The following is a 21,491-nucleotide window of genomic DNA, read 5'->3' on the forward strand; positions in this document are numbered from 1 at the left end:
ACGCGGAACGGCGCTCCGTGCACAGATGGAATCTGGCCTTGAAATCAGTTCTGATCATCGGACCGCTAGCGGGCGCCGCTATGTATTTCGCAACGGCGACCGGCTTTTCGTTCCCCCGTTTGCTGATGTCATCGGCGTTGTAGAAAGCTGCGTTTAAGAACACTCGCATAAAGCAGGTCGTTCTAAAAATCGACAGCCCTGGCGGAGCACCGGTCGAAGCAGAGCGGATTGTCAGCGCGTTCGTCACTTACAAACAGAAGTACCCAAACCAGTTACCGCGGTCATCGGGAATCTGGGCCCATCCGCAGCGTACATGGCGACCATGCACGCTGATCGTATTGTCGCGGGAAAGTACAGCCTGGTTGGCTCGATCGGTGCGATCCTCGCTCCATGGCAGCTTGATAAGGCGATCGCTCAACTGAAGGTATCGCACCGTGTCTATAGTTCGGGTCGCCTGAAGGCATTCTTGAATCCATTTACTCCGTTGACCAATGATTCGGACGCGAAGGCCACAGAGCTCGTAAACAAGGTCGGCGGCGCGTTTGTCCAGGATGTGCAGCAGCAAAGAGGGCGACATCTGAAGGCGGGGATAGACTTCGGTACCGGTGAAGTATGGAGCGGGATGGAAGCGAAGGCGCTTGGCCTCGTCGACGAGATCGGAACGATGGAGACGGTCGTTGGTGCACAGACAAACCTCAAGGAGTTCAACTTTGGCCCACGTGGTGAAGGGTTCGCTAGCCTCGGCAGCCGGTTCGTGGGAGCGATCTTTTCGGCCGTCAGCGACGCTCGAGTAGGCGCTGCCGCAGCCACAGAAGTCGTTGGCCCCAACGTTCTTGTGGCGCGACTTACGTGCAAGGAACTCATGGGCCTTGGAGGTACGGCCATGTTCGTGCCAATAGCCGGCGGATCCATGATTGGCCTGGCATATTGGCTGCAGGCTGGGAGGGCTGGCGTGCGCTTGTTCCCCAAGGATAAGGTAGTGCATGGTGGTCGACAAGTGCCGCGTACTGCGATTCACGAATGGGGCCCGAACAGGTGCTTCTTTGAGTACGATTTGTACACCACCCATTTCGGCTCGATCGTCAACGGCGAAGTGGAGAAGTTTTTGTTTGGTACCATTGACGACCAGGGGGCGAAAGCAGTCCGCGCGTTCGTGCGCGGGGATCACGCCGATGTACACGATTCGTTCCAGGAATTCTTTGAATACATGGCAGCGCAGAAGCTGCGCGCGCCCAAAGTCCTTGACTGGATCCGCTCATGCTACGGCTCTTTGGGCCAAGTCGACCTGATGGTCGAGATGCAGGCTTTGCGCCTGATGCATTGCACAATGTGAGTCGAGGGTGTGCGGGAGATCGTGTCGGCACATGACTCGGATGTGAAATTCATATTGACGGACCACCCCGTGACGGTCTACAACGCGGCGGTGGATCCCGCGTCTGAGCAGGGCACCTACCCACAAGATCCGCTGACAGCCGCCGTGGGCACCCAGACCGCGTTCGCGCTGCAAGCGTCTTGCCAGCACCGTCTGGACGCATCAATCACGCCCGGCCATGATCCAATTTTGGCACAGCATTTGTGCCCACAAATTTGATCATGGACACAAATTTTCAACCAGTCATTCAGCGCGGGCCACGCGGCAAATATCGCCAGCACACCCTGGAGTTCAAGCGCGCACTCGTGGAGATGACCTTATAACCCGGCGTGTCGGTGCCGCGGCTGGCGCGTGAGCATGGCGTCAATGCGAACCAGGTGTTCACTTGGAGGAAGCTGTACGAAGCAGGCGCAGCTTGTAGCAGCTGCGCCTGCGCAGTCCAGCGAATTGCTGCCGGTGGTCGTAGCGACGCAGGAACGGGTGCCGGAATCGGAAGCTGCGACCGGAACAATCACTCTTGAAATTGGACGTGTGCGCTTGCGCATCGAAGGCCAATCCAACGCCGCCACACTGATACAAGTATTGAAGCGTGTGCTGCGATGATCGGCCTGCCAGCGGGTACGAAGGTCTGGCTCGCAGCAGGCGTCACCGACATGCGCAGCGGTTTCAACGGTTTGGCGGCGAAAATGCAAACGGCCCTGGAAGAAGACCCGTTCAGTGGCCACGTGTTTGTGTTCCGTGGCAGGCGCGGCGACTTGATCAAGCTGCTGTGGTGGACCGGCGACGGCTTATGCTTACTGGCGAAGCGTCTGGAGCGCGGTCGCTTCATCTGGCCGCAAGCGTGTTCCTCGACATTCAAATGCCTGACATGGACGGCTATGAAACCGCGACTGCCATGCATGCCCTTCCTCAATGCGCAGAACTACCCATTGTTGCATGGACCGGTTGGGATGGCCCCGGTAGTCGAGAAGCCATGGCACACGCACGCATGGTATCCCGCCTGACGAAGCCCGTAGCACTGGAAGAGTTGCTAGCGATGTTGTCGCGCTTTGGCAGCAGAGACTCGCCCCGATAGAAATCGCATGCCGACACCTCCCGACGCACGTCTTTCGTCCGCAAACAGCGTTACGTCACGCCCCCTCTTCGCGCGATCGGTAACACCGGCAGGCCCGGAACACAGTGCTACCGCACTTCGCATTGACCAGGGCTGCGCCCTACAACCTGGTCACTGAACACGGGGAGGATCCCAAGCAGGCAATTCGATTCCGAGCGCATCGTCGATGCGTTCCTTCGCACGATGCAGGCCGAGCACACTCGCCGAGCGCATGGTCCAGGCAATCACTGTAACCTGGTATCGCGTCGGAATTGGATCACCGACTTTCCTGATGCTCAATCGGCAGTACCATTTTGCGCTAGGCTTGCCCAAAGTCGCCCTGACGGTCGAACAGTCAATTTCGTAACCACGATAGCGTTGCATATCCGGCTCCTTCGTGACGTCGCGCCCATTGCTGCGGGGACTTCTGGCGCTCGTCGAACGCCACGCTCACACTATCGAGCACCTGCCCCCTGCGTCTCAGCGCAGCCGCCACGCGACTGCCACATGGGTTGAATGCATCCGTCACGGCACACGATGTACGTTAGGCCCGCGTACCTTGGAATCATTCCTTGTACGCTGGAGCACTGCGGGACCCATCTCACCAAGACATCGCCAGGCCGGCGCCAGCTGGCGTAAAAGATCGCATCAGCGTGTGGCCGCACCGGAGGGCGACCGGGACTTCGCAAGTGAGTGTTCCTGCATTTCAGCCTGCCTGCGTTCACGCGTACTGCGGACCTTTAGCCGTTTCTCCCACCAACCGTAGTCCGACAAGGTTTCCTTTGCCACGTCCACACACCGCTCGTAGTCGGTGGAGAGCCTGGTGCATGGCGGGACCGGTGGTTCAATGCCTTGGGCGATGCAATAGCGTACCGCATCCTCCAGGTCTCCTTCATTGAGCAATTCCCGGCACGCCGTTGAGTGGATCAATGCAAGATTCATATCACTACCCATAACTCGCCAATTGTCGGGCAAATCGCTGCAAGGGGCGCGGACCGGAGCGCTCCGCATCCACGCACCAGGTTTGCAGGACTGCCAGGAGTTCTTCCTGCGTTGCCGGCGAACGTTCCCATAACTTCTCCAGCGCCTGCCGCGCCACATGCATGGTATTGAGTCGTGTGCTGTGTACGATCACCTGTTCCAGCTCCACCTTCTGCGTTCTGGTGAGCCGACACGGTGCGCGCCGCAGCAGACGCTTCGTCTGGACCAACGCCGCGTGGGGGATCAACTGCGCCAGTCCCATGCGTTCAGCCCGAAACACGTCCAAAGTCAGGACTGTCAGCTCGCGCATCAATACCGCACGATTGCCCAGGACCAGCTTCAAGGTCACCCGAGTCGGCACGAACTGCCCCGCGCATCGCCTCAAGCGCTCTGGTGGCCGGCGCAGCGTTGCCAGGCGCAACCACCGCAACAGGCTGATATAGGCCCAGCCGATATCGAGTTCAAACCAGCGAACCGAGAATTTTGCAGACGTCGGAAACGTGTGATGGTTGTTATGCAGCTCTTCCCCGCCAATCAGCAGGCCAAACGGAACGATATTGGTGGCGGCTTCCTTGCAGTCGTAATTGCGGTAGCCGGCACAGTGCCCTAAGCCGTTGACAACCCCGGCGGCCAGGAACGGAATCCACATCATCTGGCAAGCCCACAGCGTCAGGCCTGGCGCCCCGAACAAGACCAGTTCGATCAGTAGCAGCAAGCCGACGCCTTGCCAGGTGTAGCGGCCGTAGATCCGTCGTTCCAGCCAATCAGCCGGTCCCCCACCGCCGTAGCGATCCACCAGCGTGGGGTCACTTGTCGCGTCCCGGTACAGTTCTGCCCCGCGCCACAGAACTTGGTTGATCCCGACCACCACCGGGCTGTGCGGATCCTTCTCGGTTTCACAATGGGCGTGATGGCAGCGATGCACCGCCACCCACTCCCGCGTTACCATCCCTGTCGTCAGCCATAGCCAGAAGCGGAAACAATGGGCCACGAGCGGGCGTAAAGTCAGCGAGCGATGCGTCTGGCACCGGTGCAAATAGACCGTCACCGCGACGATCGTCACATGCGTCGTCACCAGCCCGATCAGCAGCAGCTGCCACCAGCTCAGCGCAAGCAATCCTTCGGCCATCCATTGCAGATACTGCTCCATACCGGAGCTCCTTCGCGACCACGGCCCTACAAGTTCGGATGTTCGGCGGCAAACGCGACCGCGTCACACAGTTGACCGTATCGATAGCCGCCGTAAAGGAAGTGGCCCTCGATAAAGTCAATACCATGCAGTCTCATCGTGCTTTCGTCTTCGTCAGTGGGTCGGTATGCGGCCACCCAGCTCGGTTGGAACGCCTCGTCGCGCAAGAAGCCTTCTTTGGCGTGTTCCGCGACCGCATAGCGCAAGGCATCCTGGAACACGACGTAACGGTGCTGCCGGAATGCGTACCTTTTCCCATCGAACGAGATCTCATATTGCGCAGCCAAGCTCTCATCGGACTGCTGGCGCGCATCTGTATTGTCCGCACTGTCCATAATCTTTCTCCCACGGCTATCCGTGCTCCCGTTCATTACCAGAATCTGACGCTGGGCCTTCGCCATCGCATCGGTATTGGCGTCTTCATAGGAGCTGAATGCGTCTTCCGGAAAAACAATCGATCGCGTCACCTTGTCCGGCCATTGCAGGCTCGTGCAATCCACCATCGGCGCCCTATGCTTGAGGATGGCGGTTGACGCGAACTTCAGCGAGCCGTCCTGGCACCTGAATTCGGCCCACCTCAGCAGGATTTTCCACCCCTGGAACCGGGAAGTTGAATGTTGGCGCATGGTACACTCCTTCGCTCGCGTTCAGGAACAGACTCCGGAAGGCGGTAGCAACGAGCGGGCCCACCTTTCCGGCGCGGCACACCGACAGCGTGCCAGGCGCAGGCATAACACCACTTCACGGCGTTGAGGGGCTTTGACGCGATTGCGCTGTCACGCTGCAATGCTGAGGAAGACCGGCACAAATTGGGAATGTTGGCTGGGTACCTGTTCCCCACTATACGCTCACAAGCGACGTTCACCTAATGATTTAGGCATCGCCCGCACCAATACACATTGCTTGCAATACTAGTCGACACTCTCATGCACCATCGGTGTGTCGACGGCGGAACATTACTGTCTCTCCACCGAGCAGTACCCGCAGCCCCCCCTTACGATGTTGAATGCTTCATCGCTTCGGCCTCATGGGCAGCCGTACGTTCTTCGCGCGCGGCGATCGGGTCGCCGCCGTTATCGACCAGGCCGGCTGCGCGTTCGGCGTCGGCATGTGCGCCTTCCGCTTCGGCTCGCTCACCTGGGTTCTCGCTAGCGGGGGGGCCAGCATGTCGTGCACCATGGCGCGCAGTTCTTCAACGTCTGGCTGCAAGCCGCGCCTTTCCCGTTGATGAATGTAGTGTTGAATTTCAGATTCCTGTTCGGCGCTCAAAGGTAGGCCGCGGAAGGAGAATTCCGGAACAGAGTCTTTCATGACGGATCTCCTTCTTGGTGACTCACACTGAGTGTACGCTTAAACGGGCGCATGCGTCGGCCTCTTGGAGATAGTCGTCGATCCACTCCCGCCCCCATGCCTTGGCGAAGGACACCGCGTCCGCCGCCGCACTCGCCACCCAGAGGTCATGGAATGCATACTCATCCAATGCATGGCCACATTCCTGCATCGCCAGCATGAATTTGCCAGCATACCGCCCGAGTTACCATATACATCAGAAGTCGGGGACGCCAGCGAGACGCCTGTCCGACAGCTAAGTTACAGTTCGCGCCTAAAATTTAGGCATCTGCGTTGATGCGACGACCGCATGGCTGACTAAGAAATCAATGCCACACCATGCTTGCGAAACCAAACGTCATCCGTCGAGCTGACATTGCCGCCAGTATGATTGTAATTAATGGTCAGTTCTTCATGGATTTCGATGTCTCGGGCGGCAATGAAATGGAGCTGCTGCTCTTCAGCAAGCGCAACGTACCTCAGATTTGCGGGATTGGCGTGGTTGTACATGCTGCCCCAACCAAGGGCTAAGCAACCCGCGGGTTCCCCCTTTGTCAAATGTCCCCAATTGAACAACAAACGCTTTACCTCCTCGGGAAACTGAGCCCAGTACGGGGAAAGCAGCACAACAGGCCAAGCTTCCACGAGTTCACCAGTCGATATCCGCCGACTAGCGAACACGCCCCTGCCTTTGAGGAGCCCGTGTCCTTGATGTAGCCGAGACAAGCCTTGATGTTCGTCATACCTACAGAACCTCCCGCTTTCCATGCATCGCGCGTGCAACGGCCAGGCTCCGCCGTAGAAAACATCACAATGTTCGGCGGTAATGCTGCAGCACCATGGCACGCCTATTATGGGCCTTTCGATCGACGGCGCGTTGTGCGCTTCTCTTGAAGAATCAGTTTCCTTCGCTGCACCACACGAATCTGACTGCAAAGTTGCTGCCAGAAAGTGGATTGTAATGTGTCATCGCGATGGTGAAACGCTTGTCTAACCGCTGCCGGCCGAATTCCCCTGCTTGGGCATCTCCACCTCCCGAAAGAATCGGGATGGTCCGGTTCAAGCGGTTTGCGCCCTACGATATCTGGCACAGAATGCCAGTGTGATGCGTGAATATCGATGACATGGGTGCGCGTGCGTACTGACGACTTCGACCATTCGGCGCATAGTGAATTCATTGCATCTGAGCGAAGTATTCGCCCTGTTGAATACACAGCCCGATTGGCTCTGCATATTCTTAGAAGGGAGTTTCGTATGGACGAATATTTGTCAGCGCAAGCTTGTGGCGACGCCGCATTGCACAGCAATGATAGGGACATGTCCGAACAGGTTCGTCTTGATGCTGCACTGGACGAAGCATTGTGTTGTACTTTCCCGGCGAGCGATCCCGTTGCTCTGGACTTCGCCATGACCTCGCATGTCTCAACGCGAGCCGAACTCATTAGGCGGGCATTCCCGCGGAGATCATCATGAACCCGGTCACATCATTCTTAGTCGGCGTCTGCCTGCTGGCGAGCACCGGCGCCCTTTACTGGGGGCGCCATACGTTGCCTTGCTCTTCTTCGCCCTCGGCGTTCTCATCGCACTATCGCTGAAGATGGCCAATGCGTGGGAAAAGTTTGTGATTTTGAGGCTGGGTAAGCTGCAGAGCGTCAAGGGGGCGGGCCTGTTTGCCGTCATTCCGATCATCGATAGCGTGGTTGCGATCATCGACGTGCGTATTCAGACCACTGCCTTTAACGCCGCCGAAGCGCTCACCCGAGACACCGTTCCCGTCAATGTCGACGCGATCATTTTCTGGCATGTAGGCGACGCGGAAAAAGCGGCGTTGGCGATCACTCATTATCGGGAAGCAATCGATCGCGTCGCACAAACGTCGTTGCGCGAAATGATCGGTGCATCGATGCTGGCGTCACTGTTATCTGAACGCAAAGAGGCTGATGCGCTGCTAAAGGATGTCATTGCGCGGAAGACGGCGGCATGGGGTATATCGGTCAGTTCCGTCGAGATCCGCGACGTAGCAATTCCCGTCGCTTTGCAAGACGCAATGTCTCGTCAGGCACAGGCAGAGCGCGAAAAGCAGGCTCGTGTCATTCTCGGCTTTGCCGAAGTAGCGATTGCCGGCAAGTTTGTCGAGGCGGCAGAGATGTATGCAGGGCATCCTGCAGCATTGCAGCTGCGGGCGATGAATATCATCTTTGAGACAACAAAAGAGCGCGGCGCCACAGTCCTGATCCCCAGCACGATGATCGATAGCTTGAATCCGCCTGCAACCATGGAGCGGCCAGCAAGGTTTGAACGAAGGGCATCGGGTCCAGAGGTAGCTATGAGCAAAGTTGCGGCCTGATTTAATTCTATTGATCCCCAGGAACACTCAGTACAAGTTCCTGAAGGCGCATGACTCGGTGAATGGGCGCCAACTGCCCTCCGCCCCCAAAGTATCGCCCAAGGATCATTGCGCGGCGTGGCATCAGCAAGCCCACTTACCACGCACGTTGCTGCCGCCGCCAAGTAAGCGCCAATTCATTCGTCAGACCGAAACGAAGGGATGACGGCGTCATCTACCGCGCGCTGGAAGGCCTGCATCAAGCTCAATGTCAGGCCTGTTTGGACAATGTGGCCGCATGTGCCGTGTGCCGTCCACTTCGCAAGAGCAAGCGCCTCACACTGCTCCTTCGTGTGCACTACGGTTTAGCGAAGGCGCGCTCCTTTGGTCCCGCGCTTATACTTGAGGAAGCCTAAGTACCGTTCATCGGATCGGTGCAATCTATTCTGGTTGACGTGAGCAACCAGAAAATCCGGCTGTGGGTGTGCGCCGTGAGCACGCTGCTTCGCAGTAGTGGTCTGCCCCTCGCGTAGCTAACTTTAGGTCAACCAATTATCGAGGCCTGCGCGCCGAGAACCGCAACGTGCATAGCATTTGAAGACCATGACTATCGTGTCGCCGAATCGATCCATATATATGCTTAGGCGATGGGGTGTCCCCATGCTATCGTCAATGGCTGCCCTGACTATAGCGATTCCAGTCCGCAGCAGTGTAATCACTGAAGCGGAGGCTATATGAAAGATTTCACTCGCCCTGACCAAGGCATGGCCTTGGCCGTCGATACAGCGATCAAAATGGCGACATCTTCCGGATGCTTACTCACATGGCAATACCTGCAAATGCACTCAGTTCCAAATGGTGTGGCGACGCGGGTACTCTCCCAGAGTGGCCCACGGCGCACTTCAACCACCAATGGCCGAGACATGTTACGGGAGCAAGGCCCAGCGAACGGCGAGAAAGTGCCGAACAGGCGACAAAACTGGCTGCGACAGGATTGCGAACCGTCCTAAAGTTCCGAGTACCAAGGACAAATATCACGCTTTCCGAAACGATCGATCAGGCTATCGAGATGGTGGGGGTTCACAATCGGTTCTACGCTGAAGCACTATTGCGCATCCATGCCGTCAAAACATCAGTCATCATGGGGGGTGCTATTTGACGTGGCACGCCGACGGAGCATTGGCTCTCCAACCATTCCTCTAGCGCCGGCACGTGGCATTCGATTGCTGCACTCAGTCCGAAGCAAACTCCCCACAACGGGACGCGATAGTAACAGAAGCGCAACTCGTCAATCTCTGCCTTTTCGCGTGGCGTCCTGAACAAGGTGACGGTGGATTTCGGCCGTCAACGTTTCGATTCGCTCTGCCATCGCCCTGGTGATTTCTGTCAGCTCAGTGTTCTGACGGAGCAGCTCCAACGTTTGTGCGGAATGCTTGGTCGATGCGACGGCGATCGCCTCGCGGTGCTTGGCGTCGGCTTCAGAATGCGCCTTGTCCCGCGCCGCCTGGCGCGTTTGTGCTAACAAGATAAGCGGTGCAGCATAAGCCGCCTGCAAGCTAAATGCCAGATTCAATAGGATGAAAGGGTAGACGTCAAAATGAACCAGCCCAAAGACATTGGCTGCGATCCACGTGGCGACAATGATGGTTTGCAGGCCAAGAAAAAGTGAGGTGCCGAGGAAGCGCGCGAAGGTTTCCGCCTTCAGCCCGAACGCGTCACTCCCAAACGTCTTGGATAAGTGTTCGTGCTGGCGATGAAAACGCAAATGATCGACATGTGATTCACCTGTCGAAGACAAGTTTTCGGTTTGAGATGAGTTCATACAACCTCCCAACATGCCCGGAATGATTCGCCCACTATAGCTCAACTTGGGATCGCAATTCCCAACTCGCTACCGTGGTGGGCATCGACGATCACTGCGCCAACGCGCCAGCGAGTTAAGGCGTACACTGAATACGAGTCATGACGTAGAAGCGCGGCCAAGGACGTCACGCGCCAGGCTTTCCATCGCCAGTCGACCAGTGCACGCACGATGTCCTAATACGTTGACGGAGAACATCATGAACAGTACAAAGAAAGTCCAGGACCCAACGCCTCACAAAGCGTTCCCTGGCAAAACAGGCGACATCAACAAGCAGCAGCAGAAAGCAACCCAGAATGAAGTCGCAGGTCGACATAAAAATGACGGCATCATGGGGCATCGTGGCACACGCTGAGGAGGTCCATGGGAGACATCTTTTCCAGTCCGACGATCTCATTGACGTAACGCTTTTTCCCTCACTCCTGAGGCTGCTGTGCAGCTATGCGCCATCCTCAGCGAGTCGCTGCATGTTGACTGCCGGCAGTCTGGCTGCAAAAGTATTGAAGTCAATCTTACTTTTGCTTCGAAGTGGTGGAAGTCCTGCCTGAAAACAGTGAGGAATTCACGCTTCATTTTGGTTTCCCTAGTAGACGCCACATTCCTCGTGCCGTTCGCCTGCTCACCGAATTTGCTATCAGTGATGCTGGAACAAGGCATGATGGTCCCACCGAAGCCTACGCCGCCAATCGGTACGTAGCAATGGAGGTCAGACGCGCCAATGAGTAGTCCCATTTCTGCGTGGGATTGCCCTAAGCGACTCCCAATGGTCGCGAAGCCTTTGGCCGTGAAGCGCTGCCGCGCAGTTTTCTGTACAAGCAACTGGACGCTTGGTTCAACGCTTATCTCCGACTGGAACACTGAGATACAGCGGTACCAGCCACATCGTTCGGGAAGCGATCCATTGAAAATTCCACCAACCGCTTCATGGCGCTTTACCTCGCAGAAGCCTCGCACTGCCGATCCAGCGCCAAGGTCTCCGACGACGCTGATGGTGCGTTCGACGCGCAGCACGAGCTGCAGTTCATGGCGATGAAGCGCGAAGTGCTGCGAATCGGGGGCTACACTCAGGAATGTTTCATTTCTCATGCACCTGAACTGAGCGCGATGGTCTATGCCGTCATTGATCTGATCAATATGTATCGACCGAGGTTCAGTTAGCTTAGGTTGAGCATTTGGCGCTTCCTGCGTTTGAACTGGACAATGCCGGGTCACCCTGCGTACCGCGAACGGAGCTGTAGCACAGCGCCAACACTGCATATGAAGATCGCGAGCACGACTCGCATGGCGAACACGAGCGTGCTAAGGTGAGTACATCACCTGTTGTGGCATTGGCCAACCGAAGCCAAGCCTTTGAGTGAACATGGAGACAACCGTGCCATTTTATCATCCGGAACGCCGAACGGGCGTTCGCATGGCAAGCGTCGTGGACGCAGCGCTTGACTTGGCAGAAAAATTCGGGTGGCGCTATGCCATCGCCTATCTCATTGGCGAACGCGTTCCTTCGCAGATCATCCAGCGTCTCCTCTCTGGCGACGGAAAAGTCAGAAGTCACTCCCCCGTTCTTCACGATTCTCCGTCCTGGTGGGGTTCCAACGTGGACGGTCTGCACAGCCTGTTTGAATCGCTGCGGCAGCGCGAGGCGACGACCGCGTACTGCAACGCCGACATGGCTCGTGCCCCGCGCGCCGACGCATACTACGAACTCGACTAAGAATCTGACTTCTTCTTGCAGGCCTTGCACGATGTCGAAGGCCGACTGCTCGCGATTCCATCTCGCGAATCGTTCGCCATTGCCGTCCATAGCCCGCTTGCGCAACAATGCCAATCGTATTATCCATCGCGCCGAAAGACAGGAAACCCATGGGTGTGCTAAGGACAACGAGTCGGCGGCGGGCTTCCCTATCGGGTACTTGAAACGATCGATCCGCACCAAGCTCTTTGGCAGCGTCTTTGCCTTTGTCCTTCTGTCGGCCATTGTTGTCGCCCTTCTCGCCGCCAACGTCGTGCGCACGAGCATGCAGCCGCAGATCGGCATGCAGCATGAATTACTAGTGCGCGGCGTAGCCGACGTGGTCTCGCCCGCAATCTCCGGAGACTCCGCCGCCCTGCGCCAACGCATCTTGATCGTTCCGTCGCTCACGAAGCACTTCTGGAACGTCGGTGTGATCGACCGACAAGCAAGGCAATGCGCTCACCAATGTCCGCGGCATAACCTCACGCAATGTGAACATTAGCTCCCGCGCGCATTCTAGCGTGCACCGGCCTCCAAACTGCCGGTTTTCTCGATACCGATCAAGACCAGCCCTGAACGACGCTTTTGAACTATTCGTCGACCAGGTTGGGCACCGGGTGTCCAGCGCGGTGCAGCGTCCGCCGCAACCCGATCGACCACTCCGGACACCGCCCTCTCAGCCTTCCTATCACTGGTGCGCGCGCACGATATCGCGGCAATCACGCAGTTCAGGAAAGTAAAGGAGAAGATGAGCGCCGCAATGTCCGTCGACACCGTTACGGCGATTCAGGAGGCATTAAACAAATTTGATTTTGATAAACCTTATGAGCTGCTGCAGGCATTCGGTGCAGACGCCAATTCATGACAGCGTGACCGATGCGCAAGCAAAGAGTGCATGGAGTTTAATATTTCGCAATCCATCGGTGGAAAAAACCACTAGCCTCAATCCATGGTTTACAAGAAGGCAGACCCTTTACCGCGTCGATCTCATTCCGGAACACACAATTGTTTCTATGGCGAGCCGCCGAGGGCGCTTGCTGGGCGGCGCGGTTGATCCCGTCCGTACAAATGATCCTGCCAATTGCGTGGGATGTGAGTACAGGAACGAATGCCATAAGCGCATGATCTTGGCGTCGCCTTCGGTGGCGAGATGGTGGGTCATGAGCCTAAGCTGGTAGCCAAGCATCAACGCCGCATGCCGGGTTTTGACGACCATGTGATCGGCATGTATGCCCGAGGCATGACAGTGCGGAAATCCAGGCACATTTACTGGAGCTGTACGGCACCGAAGTGTCGCCAGACCTGATCTCAACGATCACCGACGAGGTCATGGACGAAGTGACGCAGTGGCAGCAGCGTCCACTGGAAGCGATGTACCCAATCGTGTACTTCGATGCATTGCGCCTGAAGATCCGCGACGAAGGCACCGTCAAAAACAAGGCCGTGTACCTGGCGCTGGGCATTCGTGCCGACGGCCGCAAAGAAGTGCTGGGGCTGTGGATCGAGCAAACAGAGGGCGCCAAGTTCTGGCTGAAGGTCTTTAACGAACTGCGCAACCGTGCGCCTGGAGGATATCCTGATCGCCGTCGTTGATGGCCTTCGCGGCTTCCCTGAGGCGATTGAAGCGGTGTTCCCACAGGCGCATATCCAAACCTGCATCGTGCACCTGATTCGCAACTCGATGACGCTGGCCTCCTGGAAGGATCGTAAGGAGCTTGCGGCAGCGCTCAAGCCAATCTACCAGGCTTCTAACGCCGATGCGGCGGCAGCGGCGCTGGATGCCTTTGCGGCAGGCCCTTGGGGCCAACGCTTCCCGTCAGTGGTAGCCATGTGGCGCCGGCAGTGGGAGCAGGTAATTCCGTTCTTTGCCTACCCACCGGAAGTACGCTCGATCATTTACACAACGAACGCCATTGAGAGCCTGCATATGCGCTTGCGGAAGATCGTCAAGAATCGCGGACACTTCCCGAGCGACGAGGCAGCGACGAAATTGCTCAACCTGGCCTTGCGCAATATCGAAAAAGATTGGAAGATGCCGCAGCGGACCTGGAAGATGGCCGCCAATCAGTTTGCCATCCTGTTTGGGGAACGTTTTACCAACGCGCTCAATTAACTAACAGCGACCCCGGCACACAAAATTCCTGACAGGTCCAAATGATCGCGCTCAAGGGAATTGCCACGACGCAAAAACACGAATGTATTTATCCTTAGTACGACCACTACCGAGTTTTTGATCTCGACCTAGTGGCAGCCCCAATTACAAACATCCCTGCGAAAAGCATTAGATAGGTTTCCGGCTCCAGAACTGCCGATATAGTGAACTGGGTTTCGGGTATGAACATCCAATCACGGCCTTCATAAAACTGCTGTGCGCGACCGATCATCGAAAAGAAACCGGCCGTGGTGTCCATTGAAATCTCATTCCAAGTCCAGTTCGGACCACCGTTGTCGTCCCAGTAGTCCACGTAATTTCCACGAAGCGTCAATACGCCCCCAGGAGTATATGAAAACTCCGAAACGCCGCAGGTCACAGTTGGAATCGAAACGCAACCTAGCGCGTCTCGTCCCTGTAGCACGAGGGACGTCAACTCATTCAATTCATCTGACCATCGGCATCGGAGTCAGTAGCTTCAAAAGAGCCGCTTACCGTGGCATCGATAAATCGGAGGGTTAGCGTGTCAAAGAAACCCGACCAGGAAAAGTCCCAGTGGGTAGGGGCCGCGCGAGCTGATGTGATCGAGGAAATCAAGAGACCGCAGAAAACGAGCGCTTTGAACATCGCAATCCTCCAAGTCGTGTGGTTCCTGGCTAGCCAAACTCGGATATCATCATACGCAAACTGCCCCCCGCAAGTGCACGGAACTGCGATGGTCCGTGAAGTAGTAGTATGGCTTCGCGTCGGACGCGCATCTATTGCGCGATTCTGACTCAAGGTATCTCAGGGCAGCTATGGCGAACCGCCAACAGTTTTCGGCCATGTGTAACCTGAAGCCAAGTTCACTGGGGGCGGACCGTATCCTGAGTCGGCGCGCGCCCGCGATTCATTAGCGCTAGTAGCTCTTCGGAATTGACCGGCTTAACGACGTGGTGGTCAAAACCAGCCGCCAGCGACGTGCGTTTATCTTCGGCCTGGCCGTAGCCTGACACCGCGATTAACTGCGCGTCGGCCACGGCAGGTGTTTGCCGCAGCCTGCTCGCCAATTCTCGGCCGTCCATATCAGGCAATCCTATGTCCAGCAAACAGACATTGGGCCCTTCATTTGTAGCGACCTGGAATGCCTCAGCGGCCGTATGCGCGAGCACGACGCGATGGCCGGCGGTTTCCAGCAACATGCCAAGCATCCTCGCCGCGTCCACATTATCATCGACGATCAAAACACGCAGACCGGCGGTCTCGCCGACTGCATGCTGACCATCGCCGCTGACCTCAAGGGCTTGCTCCACGTGCTGTTCGAGAATCGGCAGTTTCACGGTAAATCGACTGCCCTTACCTGGCCCCGCGCTCTCGGCACGAATCGTTCCACCGTGAGCGTGCAGCAGCCTGCGCACCAGCGCAAGCCCGACGCCTAGCCCGCCTTCCGACCGGTTAGAAGTCCGCGCTCCCTGGATAAAGAGTTCAAACACTCTTCCGACGAGCTCCGGCGCCATCCCAATGCCGTTATCCGTCACGACAAGCTCCACTTCACGGAGCACCACGGAGAGGCGAACAGCAATTCGCCCGCCCGGCGGCGTGTATTTCGCGGCGTTAGTCAGCAAGTTGGTAATGATCTGCACCAGCCGCTTTTGATCACCGCAAACCCAAACCTGCCTAGGCGTCGCAGTCGCGGAAAGAGAGTGCGACAGGCGCTCGAAAAGCGGCGTGACCTGCTCGATCGCTGCCGCCAACACGTCGTTCAGATCGACTGGCTCATGAACCATATTGATTTGCCCACGCGTAACGCGTGCGACATCAAGCAAATCGTCGAGCAGGATTGCAAGGTGAGCAGCTTGTCGTTCAACGACTGACGCCACCTCCCTGACGCGGACGGCATCCGAATCAGCACTCAGAAGGGTTCTTGCTGCCGCAGTGATCGGCGCCAGTGGATTGCGCAACTCATGCGCCAGCATCGCGAGAAACTCGTCTTTCGCGCGATTCATACTAGTCATCTCCGACAGCAAATCTTCGCGTTCGCGGTACGCCTGCTGAAGCAACATCCGCTCGGTGGCATCACGCGTAAAGCAACGCGTATAGCGTAGTTTTCCATCTACGAAATAGGCATTGGAATGGATCAGAACGTGCTTGGTCGCGCCACTTCTACAGAGCAGTTGAGCAGGTTGGTCGCAAATGGTTTCGCCGGCTTGGAGGCGCAATAGTATAGTCGCGATCAATTCCTGATCCACATGGAATTCGGCGATATGGTGGCCAACATATTCCTCCCACCGGTAGCCAAGCATGGCCAACTCAGCCTTATTGGCCCAAACGATCGTGCCATCACTTCCGACGCGGTGAAGGCCCTCGGCCGCATTATTGACGAAATCAGCCAGCTCCTGCTCGCGGTGCCGCAAGGTGTGCACAGCATCGAGGGCACGAGTCAGTTCGCTCTGCAGGATGCGATTGTCCTGTTCCAGCTCAAGCGTGCGAACATCGCCCGCTTCCTCCCGCCCATGCGCGTTCGAACGGGCATGATCATGGACCCTGCATACTTGCTGAAACTTAGTCAACAGCTCGCGCGACGTGAAGACACTCCAGGGATAGGCGCAAAAGAGCAGAAAGTCGAATCGCTTCTGCAATTCGTTCCACAGTTGTTCAAGTCGAATAGCTGCTTCATACAGTCCACGATCACATAGGATGGCGACCATTTCGCCAAAGGCATGGACCAAGCGTCCATTGTGACATGCATCGCGTACGATCGTACCGACACTCAGATTGAAAAGTTCGGGATCGGGCCAGTCATTCACCATGAATTGGTCGAGGACAAGTTCGGCCTCGAGTACAACTAGCTTGCCCATCGTCCAGGGTCCCTGGTTAGCGGAAGTTCCGAAACCAGCCAAGCTTCGGCGCAAGATGGCAATATGCTCCTTCGTCGCGATAACGATTGAGACGCCGCCGGAGCGTAATGGGACGTCCAGGAACTCCGCCACCTCTTCGAGCAATTGCTCGTCCTGATCATAAAACCGAACGACATGGCGTTCCTTGCGCTGCTCTTGTATGGGTGGATCAAGTTCCAACTTACCTCCTTCCAGCCCATGCGGCGCGTTAGTTTAGACACCGCCTCGAACTCTAAGCTTCTCAAACGACATCGGAGGCCAGTCTAGCACGGCACACCCTGCGTTCGATTGCCGCACGCGACTAAACAGCTAAATAGCGAACTGTAAGTGACAGATCGTTGCGGTATCGTACGCACCGCTGCTATTGAAGTTCGATAGTTGCCCGCGCCGGGGCATCACTAATAGCCGAAAACAACGCATCTGTGATACAGCCGCCAAGGCGCCCTCTTCATCGCGCGGCCCGAAGTTGAAATTCTTGAGCTTAGATCGTGTCCCGATATAGCTTTCAAAGGTGCCAATTTCATCGTCAGCTTGGCGATGGACGCGACATGTATCCGGTGTTCCGCAACAGCGAAAAGGCGCCTAGCAGCACCAATCCTGCGGCGAACAGGAAGGGATGTGCCGGCTCGGGCACCGCCGGCGGCAACTCGGGGCCAGATACCTGCATCACATTGACGATTGTGTCATCGGTGATCCGGTAATCGGGGACATTCGAACTACCAGCAGCTACAAACACGGAACGTGTAAGCCGGTAGTTAGTCATTGGGGAAAGGTCACAAACCGAGTCATCTGTTGCGCCTCCAGATAAAGAAACTGCGCCCACCTCACCACAGGAAACGATAAGCAGAGCCGCGATACACTTCGAAGTGAGCCTCATACGACCTCCTATCCTCACGAAATGAAAACACTACTCCAACTGCTAGTAACAACAATCGTCGGCTTTGCTTTGGGCTGTGCGCTCCTGCGTGATGACGACGAACTGATGCTGGTCGCCGGCGCGATGACCGCCTCAGCATTCTTTACTCTCTATCTGATTCTATTCGCCGCCCACTCCATCTTCAAACGCCGCCCACAAAGTGCTTCCTACGCCGACTACTGCGAGGAGTCGTTGCTTGGCTTCGACTCACGTGGCGAGTTAAAAATCGAAAGCAAATATCCGGTCTAAGCGATCTATTCGTCCTTCCCGAGTTTTGCTTTTGCCGCCTTTACCAACTCACGTAGCTTTCTCGCGACTACATCCGGACCGCTAGTTACCTGCCTGTTCGCATTCTCGAACAATGACTGTTCCGATCGCAACGGCTCGTTTGGCATCGAGTGAATGCCTTTCGCTTCAAACCGCTCAATGCGTTTGTCAAACTCAGCGCTTATACCGATCCCCTTTTGGGCAACATCATCTCGCACCTTCGGAACGTGACCTTGGTCGATCGTCTCAGAAGGCGAACCGCCTGCAGCCTGGCGCGAACCGCTGTTACTCGTTCCGAATCTCGACTTGAATGCGTCAAAGTCCTTCTGTACGTTCCTTTCAATCTTGGGGTCTTGGGATATCGTCCGAAAACTGTCCTCAACATCCTGGAACGACCCGGGCAAAGCGGCGCCCCCTGTGTAGTCTTGTGGGCGAGGTCGCAAAATTTCCCAAGTACGTCTCCAGCTTGATAAGCTCTGCAGCGCTTCCTTTCCCCTCATTCCGAAGCAGCTTCTCGAATAGCTGAATATTCTGGGGATCTTTAGCCAAGTCTTTACTTAACAACTCGCCGCGCTGATAAGCGTCCGATACCGGCTATCAACTACGGCCGCTCATGGCGCTTTCCTGTCGACGCATTACACCAATATCTGCATCAGGAGGCAAACGCGCATTTGAACTCCAGCGTGACCACCACTTCAAAATTGCCTGGCCCACGATTGCGGCGGAGCCTCCCTGACCTGACTCGTACGGTTAAGGTGGCGTAGTCCAGAGGCGCTCTGCAAGGTCGGATCCACGCAAGGAAACGTAGCGCATGAACACGCGTGGATCTTTGTGCCCCGTAATACGCATGACTTCCTCCGTACGAAATAACCAACTCCCCCCCCGTCCTTCATCAGCACCCACCGGCAAGTAGCTTCGTGTCGCAGATCGTGCGCGGTCAAGTCATTGCACTCGGCGAACGCGAAGGCACGCCCCAGCGCGCGGCTTAACAGCGATGTCACGCGCGCCAATTCTTTGCTGTCTGCCCCATCAATCCACCAAGGGAAAATCGCCGCCTTGGCGCCGGCACCCTTGACTTCTTCGACGCGACGCTTCAGCAAGGCGTAAACATCAGGCAGCAGTGGGACATCACGCGCGGCACCAGTCTTGCTCCTGCGGATGTGCACGGTACGCATGTCCAGGCGTACATCCTGTACGCGCAAGGTGTACGCTTCGCGCAGACGCAAACCGGTGTTCACCAGTAAGAGGAAGAGGTCCATCAACGCAGCACCATCTGGCAGCTCAAGGGCGCGTTCGCGCCCCTCCCGCTTATCTCCGCGTAGCGCAGCGACAATACGCGCCTCTTCATCGGCCTCCAATCGCCGGTCGCGGCTCACGTCCTTCTTCGACGCGATGTTGTCGCGCGCTTCCAAGAGCAAGCCCTCATGCGCGTTATACGTCGAATAATTCTTCGGCAGCAGCCGCAATGGATTGGCAATGGGCTGTTCGCCGGCCTTGGCTTCTCGTTTTAAGAACCAGTCCAACAGGCGCGCAACAGCACCAACACGCTTACGGATCGTCCCAGGCGCCAGGTGATGCTCGAGTTTTAACGAACGCACCCAGTCTTCTGCCCACTGATATTTCAACACTCTGTCTGCCCGTTCGGCGCCGATTTGAAGCCGCAGCAAATGGAGAATGGCGCTATCCAACGCACTGACCGGAACCGCGGCCTGGTAATCTCGCATCAGTTTAGCCAACGTCTTGGAGCTGACGCGAACGCGCTGCGTCACCAAGTCGTGCGGCAAATGACCTTGCGCCAGCAACGCTTCCACCTGCTCGCCATAATTGCGCGCGTCCACTTTAAATGCCTTTGGGCAGAAGCCGGTGCTTGATTCGCAGTTCGTACTTTTCGCCCCATTTCCTGACCATCGCCATAGTTGCCTCCATGACATTGGGTGGCAAAGTGGCAGAAGACTGGCGTCGACGGCCAACTCGCGTAGACGGCCAACCGAGGCCGTATCAGGCTGGTTTTGCCACCCAAATGAGGTGGCAGAGAACCATTATGAGGCATTTTGACGCAAAAAAGCCGGGAAGTTCCCGGCTGATTCGCAAGCTAAGTGCTTGATTTGTTTGGAGGCGAGGGCCGGAATCGAACCGGCGTACACGGCTTTGCAGGCCGCTGCATAACCACTTTGCTACCCCGCCGTAAGGCTGGAAGAAACAACCGGCGAGGCCTGGTTCTTTCTAAGAATTCTGGAGCGGGAAAAGAGTCTCGAACTCTCGACCTCAACCTTGGCAAGGTTGCGCTCTACCAACTGAGCTATTCCCGCATGGGTTTGAAAAACTTGGAGCGGGAGAAGAGTCTCGAACTCTCGACCTCAACCTTGGCAAGGTTGCGCTCTACCAACTGAGCTACTCCCGCATGGAGTTATTTCATTTTACTACTGCTGCTCCAGTGAACTGGAGCGGGAGAAGAGTCTCGAACTCTCGACCTCAACCTTGGCAAGGTTGCGCTCTACCAACTGAGCTACTCCCGCATTTCAGAGGAACCGCATTATCGCAGAAACATTCTCATATTTCCAGTGCGATTATTACTGCTTCGTTACCGCTTTGTTGCCGATGACTTTTTGGAGCGGGAGAAGAGTCTCGAACTCTCGACCTCAACCTTGGCAAGGTTGCGCTCTACCAACTGAGCTACTCCCGCTTCGCATCGCTGCGTCGTCATCAACAGCAGGCCAGCATTATAGATGATCCAATGACGCTGTCAAGGGGCAATATTGTTATTTACGATAAGTTGCCCGACCGTTCCTTGATCATGGGCCACGCCTTTTTCAGGTAATAGAACATGGACCATACGGTCAGCACGCTGGCCAGCCACAGCAGCAGGTCGCCCCAGAAGCGGGTATCGATCGCGCCCCACAGCACGTCGTAGTACAGCAGCATCGGGATGGCGCTCATTTGCGCCGCCGTCTTGATCTTGCCGATCGAACTGACCGCCACCGATTTGGAGGCGCCAATCTGCGCCATCCACTCGCGCAGCGCCGAAATCGTAATTTCGCGGCCAATGATGATGAACGCGACAATCGGGTGGCAGCGGCCGCCGTCCAGGTTAAGCAGCACCAGCAAGGCGCCCGCCACCATCAGCTTGTCGGCCACGGGGTCGAGGAAGGCGCCGAAGGCCGATGTCTGCTGCCAGCGGCGGGCCAGGAAGCCGTCGAACCAGTCGGTAACGGCGGCAACGATGAAAATCAGGGTGGCGGCCAGATTGCGTTCGTGCGGGCTAAGCCAGGTGACGGGGAGGTAGAACACGCCTACGACCAGGGGAATCAGCGCGACGCGCAACCAGGTCAGAAGGATCGGGATGTTGAAAGGCATATGCGGTGTATAGGAATTGTAATGACGCGCCGCTAGTGTATAA

19 protein-coding genes, 5 tRNA genes and 4 pseudogenes are annotated in these 21,491 nt (G+C 56.7%); 11 read left to right on the plus strand and 17 right to left on the minus strand.

The features are described 5' to 3' along the window. Window positions 1–277: 277 nt before the first annotated feature. From ACN9MU_RS21360 to ACN9MU_RS21375, 4 genes and pseudogenes are all read left to right on the plus strand, one after another. Window positions 278–1,333: pseudogene (locus ACN9MU_RS21360) on the plus strand (S49 family peptidase); the annotation flags it as partial. Between the two features lie 374 nt (window positions 1,334–1,707). Further along, the gene (locus ACN9MU_RS21365) at window positions 1,708–1,893 is read left to right on the plus strand and encodes a transposase (protein ID WP_426162447.1); all 186 of its coding nucleotides are present in this window, start codon (window positions 1,708–1,710) and stop codon (window positions 1,891–1,893) included. A 78-nt stretch (window positions 1,894–1,971) separates the two neighbouring features. Continuing rightward, window positions 1,972–2,241, plus strand: a pseudogene (gene tnpB, locus ACN9MU_RS21370) (IS66 family insertion sequence element accessory protein TnpB); the annotation flags it as partial. A 26-nt stretch (window positions 2,242–2,267) separates the two neighbouring features. Then, the gene (locus tag ACN9MU_RS21375; protein WP_426318512.1) at window positions 2,268–2,447 is read left to right on the plus strand and encodes a hypothetical protein; all 180 of its coding nucleotides are present in this window, start codon (window positions 2,268–2,270) and stop codon (window positions 2,445–2,447) included. A gap of 150 nt (window positions 2,448–2,597) precedes the next feature. On the opposite strand, the gene ACN9MU_RS21380 is transcribed toward ACN9MU_RS21375, so the two are convergent. From ACN9MU_RS21380 to ACN9MU_RS21405, 6 genes are all read right to left on the minus strand, one after another. Then, the gene (locus ACN9MU_RS21380) at window positions 2,598–2,849 is read right to left on the minus strand and encodes a hypothetical protein (protein ID WP_426162448.1); all 252 of its coding nucleotides are present in this window, start codon (window positions 2,847–2,849) and stop codon (window positions 2,598–2,600) included. 562 nt (window positions 2,850–3,411) lie between these two features. Further along, on the minus strand, window positions 3,412–4,596 hold the full coding sequence (locus ACN9MU_RS21385) for a DesA family fatty acid desaturase (RefSeq protein ID WP_426162449.1): 1,185 nt from the start codon (window positions 4,594–4,596) through the stop codon (window positions 3,412–3,414). A 26-nt stretch (window positions 4,597–4,622) separates the two neighbouring features. Then, window positions 4,623–5,261, minus strand: coding sequence for a hypothetical protein (locus ACN9MU_RS21390; protein WP_426343433.1), 639 nt, complete (start codon window positions 5,259–5,261; stop codon window positions 4,623–4,625). A gap of 385 nt (window positions 5,262–5,646) precedes the next feature. Next, on the minus strand, window positions 5,647–5,946 hold the full coding sequence (locus ACN9MU_RS21395; RefSeq protein ID WP_426343434.1) for a hypothetical protein: 300 nt from the start codon (window positions 5,944–5,946) through the stop codon (window positions 5,647–5,649). Window positions 5,947–5,968: 22 nt separating this feature from the next. Beyond that, window positions 5,969–6,145: a hypothetical protein gene (locus ACN9MU_RS21400; protein WP_426162452.1), complete on the minus strand. Its 177-nt coding sequence runs from the start codon at window positions 6,143–6,145 to the stop codon at window positions 5,969–5,971. Window positions 6,146–6,282: 137 nt separating this feature from the next. Beyond that, window positions 6,283–6,732, minus strand: a complete 450-nt coding sequence (locus ACN9MU_RS21405) for an SET domain-containing protein-lysine N-methyltransferase (protein ID WP_426343435.1) — start codon at window positions 6,730–6,732, stop codon at window positions 6,283–6,285. Between the two features lie 701 nt (window positions 6,733–7,433). Between ACN9MU_RS21405 and ACN9MU_RS21410 the strand changes: the two are divergent. Continuing rightward, window positions 7,434–8,311, plus strand: a pseudogene (locus tag ACN9MU_RS21410) (slipin family protein). Between the two features lie 1,267 nt (window positions 8,312–9,578). On the opposite strand, the gene ACN9MU_RS21415 reads toward ACN9MU_RS21410, so the two are convergent. Further along, complete coding sequence (locus ACN9MU_RS21415) at window positions 9,579–10,112, minus strand: DUF1003 domain-containing protein (RefSeq protein ID WP_426162454.1); 534 nt, start codon at window positions 10,110–10,112, stop codon at window positions 9,579–9,581. A gap of 238 nt (window positions 10,113–10,350) precedes the next feature. Between ACN9MU_RS21415 and ACN9MU_RS21420 the strand changes: the two genes are divergently transcribed. The 5 genes and pseudogenes from ACN9MU_RS21420 to ACN9MU_RS21440 all read left to right on the plus strand — a co-directional run. Then, window positions 10,351–10,506: a hypothetical protein gene (locus tag ACN9MU_RS21420; protein WP_426162455.1), complete on the plus strand. Its 156-nt coding sequence runs from the start codon at window positions 10,351–10,353 to the stop codon at window positions 10,504–10,506. 569 nt (window positions 10,507–11,075) lie between these two features. Further along, window positions 11,076–11,309: a hypothetical protein gene (locus ACN9MU_RS21425; RefSeq protein ID WP_426162456.1), complete on the plus strand. Its 234-nt coding sequence runs from the start codon at window positions 11,076–11,078 to the stop codon at window positions 11,307–11,309. A gap of 202 nt (window positions 11,310–11,511) precedes the next feature. Then, on the plus strand, window positions 11,512–11,862 hold the full coding sequence (locus ACN9MU_RS21430; protein ID WP_426162457.1) for a hypothetical protein: 351 nt from the start codon (window positions 11,512–11,514) through the stop codon (window positions 11,860–11,862). A 31-nt stretch (window positions 11,863–11,893) separates the two neighbouring features. Further along, a complete protein-coding gene (locus ACN9MU_RS21435) occupies window positions 11,894–12,385 on the plus strand; it encodes a hypothetical protein (RefSeq protein ID WP_426162458.1) in 492 nt (163 codons plus the stop codon). A gap of 660 nt (window positions 12,386–13,045) precedes the next feature. After that, a pseudogene (locus ACN9MU_RS21440) lies at window positions 13,046–13,996 on the plus strand (IS256 family transposase); the annotation flags it as partial. A 480-nt stretch (window positions 13,997–14,476) separates the two neighbouring features. Here ACN9MU_RS21440 and ACN9MU_RS21445 read toward each other — a convergent pair. The 3 genes from ACN9MU_RS21445 to ACN9MU_RS21455 form a co-directional block, all read right to left on the minus strand. Continuing rightward, on the minus strand, window positions 14,477–14,662 hold the full coding sequence (locus ACN9MU_RS21445; RefSeq protein ID WP_426162459.1) for a hypothetical protein: 186 nt from the start codon (window positions 14,660–14,662) through the stop codon (window positions 14,477–14,479). Window positions 14,663–14,880: 218 nt separating this feature from the next. Beyond that, window positions 14,881–17,091 (minus strand): ATP-binding protein, encoded by a 2,211-nt coding sequence (locus ACN9MU_RS21450; RefSeq protein WP_426162460.1) that lies wholly within the window; start codon window positions 17,089–17,091, stop codon window positions 14,881–14,883. 346 nt (window positions 17,092–17,437) lie between these two features. Beyond that, window positions 17,438–17,788: a PEP-CTERM sorting domain-containing protein gene (locus ACN9MU_RS21455; RefSeq protein ID WP_426162461.1), complete on the minus strand. Its 351-nt coding sequence runs from the start codon at window positions 17,786–17,788 to the stop codon at window positions 17,438–17,440. A gap of 21 nt (window positions 17,789–17,809) precedes the next feature. On the opposite strand from ACN9MU_RS21455, the gene ACN9MU_RS21460 reads away from it, so the two are divergent. After that, window positions 17,810–18,076 (plus strand): hypothetical protein, encoded by a 267-nt coding sequence (locus tag ACN9MU_RS21460; protein ID WP_426162462.1) that lies wholly within the window; start codon window positions 17,810–17,812, stop codon window positions 18,074–18,076. Window positions 18,077–18,789: 713 nt separating this feature from the next. On the opposite strand, the gene ACN9MU_RS21465 is transcribed toward ACN9MU_RS21460, so the two are convergent. The 7 genes from ACN9MU_RS21465 to pgsA all read right to left on the minus strand — a co-directional run bounded on the left by ACN9MU_RS21465 (window position 18,790) and on the right by pgsA (window position 21,448). Then, window positions 18,790–19,932, minus strand: coding sequence for a site-specific integrase (locus ACN9MU_RS21465; protein WP_426162463.1), 1,143 nt, complete (start codon window positions 19,930–19,932; stop codon window positions 18,790–18,792). A 272-nt stretch (window positions 19,933–20,204) separates the two neighbouring features. Next, window positions 20,205–20,278 (minus strand) — tRNA-Cys (locus tag ACN9MU_RS21470). A gap of 49 nt (window positions 20,279–20,327) precedes the next feature. Further along, a tRNA-Gly gene (locus ACN9MU_RS21475) sits at window positions 20,328–20,403 on the minus strand. 16 nt (window positions 20,404–20,419) lie between these two features. Then, a tRNA-Gly gene (locus tag ACN9MU_RS21480) sits at window positions 20,420–20,495 on the minus strand. Window positions 20,496–20,534: 39 nt separating this feature from the next. Next, window positions 20,535–20,610: transfer RNA gene (locus ACN9MU_RS21485), tRNA-Gly, on the minus strand. Window positions 20,611–20,701: 91 nt separating this feature from the next. Next, window positions 20,702–20,777, minus strand: a tRNA-Gly gene (locus tag ACN9MU_RS21490). 80 nt (window positions 20,778–20,857) lie between these two features. After that, window positions 20,858–21,448, minus strand: a complete 591-nt coding sequence (gene pgsA, locus ACN9MU_RS21495; RefSeq protein WP_426336088.1) for a CDP-diacylglycerol--glycerol-3-phosphate 3-phosphatidyltransferase — start codon at window positions 21,446–21,448, stop codon at window positions 20,858–20,860. Window positions 21,449–21,491: the final 43 nt, after the last annotated feature.

The sequence above is a fragment of the Pseudoduganella sp. R-32 genome (assembly GCF_049913245.1).
Classification (GTDB): domain Bacteria; phylum Pseudomonadota; class Gammaproteobacteria; order Burkholderiales; family Burkholderiaceae_D; genus Rugamonas.